Source organism: Streptomyces torulosus (assembly GCF_001419765.1).
In the GTDB taxonomy this organism is placed as follows: domain Bacteria; phylum Actinomycetota; class Actinomycetes; order Streptomycetales; family Streptomycetaceae; genus Streptomyces; species Streptomyces torulosus.
Genome location: NZ_LIRK01000976.1, coordinates 1 through 2,322 on the forward strand (window position 1 = coordinate 1; position 2,322 = coordinate 2,322).

Annotated in this window: 2 protein-coding genes; one reads left to right on the top strand and one right to left on the bottom strand. The window is 73.9% G+C overall.

Going from position 1 to position 2,322, the window contains the following annotated elements; translation table 11 throughout:
- Positions 1-1,351, top strand: a 1,351-nt coding sequence (locus tag AOK23_RS43270) for an aminotransferase family protein (protein ID WP_338056575.1), incomplete at its 5' end; no start/stop codon positions are given.
- 28 nt (positions 1,352-1,379) lie between these two features.
- On the opposite strand, the gene AOK23_RS43275 is transcribed toward AOK23_RS43270, so the two are convergent.
- Positions 1,380-2,322, bottom strand: a 943-nt coding sequence (locus AOK23_RS43275; protein WP_338056576.1) for a TauD/TfdA dioxygenase family protein, incomplete at its 5' end; no start/stop codon positions are given.

Consider the following 2,322-nt stretch of genomic DNA (forward strand, 5'->3'; position numbering starts at 1 on the left):
ACAGGCCGGCGCACCGGGCGCCCGCCCCGCCGCACCCGCGCCGGGCGCCCGCCCCACGGCCCCCGACGTCGACCGTGAGGCCGTGCGGGAGCGGGACCGGCGGCACGTCTGGCACACATGGACGCCCCTGGCCGCCGACCGCTCCGCTCTGACCGTCTCGCACGGAGCGGGCCACCAGGTGTGGGACATCGACGGCCGCGCCTACGTCGACGCCTCCGCGCTCAACTCCACCTGCGGCTACGCCCACCCCGACGTCCTGCGGGCCATCGTCGACCAGGCGTCCCGGCTGCACCACTTCGACCTCTCGGTCGCCGGCCATCGCCCCGCCGGCCTGCTCGCCGAACGCCTCGCCGGACACCTCCCGGCCGACATGACCAAGACGCTCTTCGTCAACAGTGGCTCCGAGGGCTTCGACGCCGCCCTCATGATGGCCGTGTCCTACTGGGCCCACCTGGGCCGTCCCCGCTCCCGGGTGGTCACCTTCGCCCGCTCCTACCACGGTGCCACGCTCCTCAGCCGCAGCCTGTCCACGCTGCCCCGCAACCGTCATCTGCTCGCCGAGCCGCTCCCCGTGACCAGGGTCGAACTGCCCCTCGAAGCACGGGAACTGCGCCGCGCGGACGCCCGGCCCGCCCTGCTCGCCGCCTTCGAGCGGGCCATCGGGCACGACCCCGACGACCTCCCGGCCGCCGTCGTCGTCGAACCGTTCCTCAACGTCGGCGGCGCCGTCATGCTGCCGCCCGGTTTCCTGCGGGAGCTGCGCGCCCTGTGCGACGCCACCGGCACCCTGCTGATCCTCGACGAGGTCTTCACCGCGTACGGCCGCTGCGGCGCCATGTTCGCCACGCTCCGCGAGGGCGTCACCCCGGACATCCTCGTCAGCAGCAAGGGCCTCAGCGGCGGCTATGTGCCGATCGCGGCGGTCACCGTACGGCAGCGCGTCCACGACACCTTCGACCGGGACCCCGTCATCGGCGGGCTCCGCTACGGACACACCACCTCCGGCCACGCGGTGGCCTGCGCGGCGGCGCTGGCCACCCTCGACGTCCTGGAGCGGCAGCGGCTGCCCGAGCGGGCGGAGCGGCTCGGCGCCGACCTGCTCCGCCGGCTGGCACCACTGGCCGACGCGCCGGGCGTGGTCGACGTCCGCGGACTCGGCCTGATCCTGGTCGTCGAGACCGCCGCGCCCGAGCTGGCGACCGACGTCCTCGCCCGGGCCCGCGAGAACGGGCTGCTGCTGCGTCAGGTCGGCGCGGCCGTCATGGCCGTACCGCCCCTGGTCATCGACGACGAGGGCGCCACGGCCGTCGTCGACGGACTGTACGAGGCGGTGTCGGCCGCCGCCGGCTGACACCGCCCCTCATCACCCGGCGACGGCGTCAGGAGACGCCGTCGCTGTATGCCGTGGTGTCGCCGGTCAGCACCGTGCTCGGCCGTCCGTCGACACCCACCGGGACGGAGCCGGTCACGGTGCACCGCTCCGCACGCCGGTCCATGTCGCCGTAGTCGAACACGGCGTAGTGCTGCGTGGCCCGGTTGTCCCAGATCGCCAGGTCGCCCTCGCTCCACCGCCAGCGGACCGTGTGCTCCGGCGTGGTGACGTACTCCTGAAGGACACGCAGTACGTCCCGCGAGGCCTGCGGGGAGAGCCCGACCGCCCGGCGCGCGAAGCCGCCCAGCAGCAGGGCGCGTTCGCCGGTCTCCGGGTGGACGTGGACCGCCGGGTGCTCGGTCTCGAAGAGGGTGGAGATGTACTCGCGGCGCGCCGCCACCGTGGCGTCCGTGTAGTCGGAGTCGTTGCTGTGCACGACCCGCAGCCGGTCGGCCAGCGCCCTCAGCGGCTCGGGCAGCGACTCGTACGCGGTCACGGTGTCGGCCCACATGGTGTCGCCGCCGAAGGGCGGGGCGATCTTGTTGTGCAGGAAGGCCAGCGCGGGCGGCCGGTCGACGAACGTGAGGTCCGTGTGCCAGTGGTTGGCGCGGGTGCCCTGCCGGGAGTCGATCTCCCTGACCTCGGGCCGGTCCTCCGGAGCCCGGTAGATGGGGTGACCGAGCGTCAGGTCGCCGAAGGCGCGGGCGAAGGCCGCCTGGCTCGCGTAGTCGAGCCGCTGGTTCCTCAGGAAGACGACCTTGTGACGGAGCAGGGCCCGGCGCAGTTCCGCGACGGTGGCCGCGTCCAGGGGGGCGGCCGCGTCCACGCCGCCTATCTCGGCACCGATGTGTCCGGCCAGCGGAGTGACGGTCAGACGGGCCGGTTGCACGGGGGTCATGGTCACGATGTGTGCCTTTCTGTCGGGCGGGGCGGTCGGGTCGGGGCTGGAC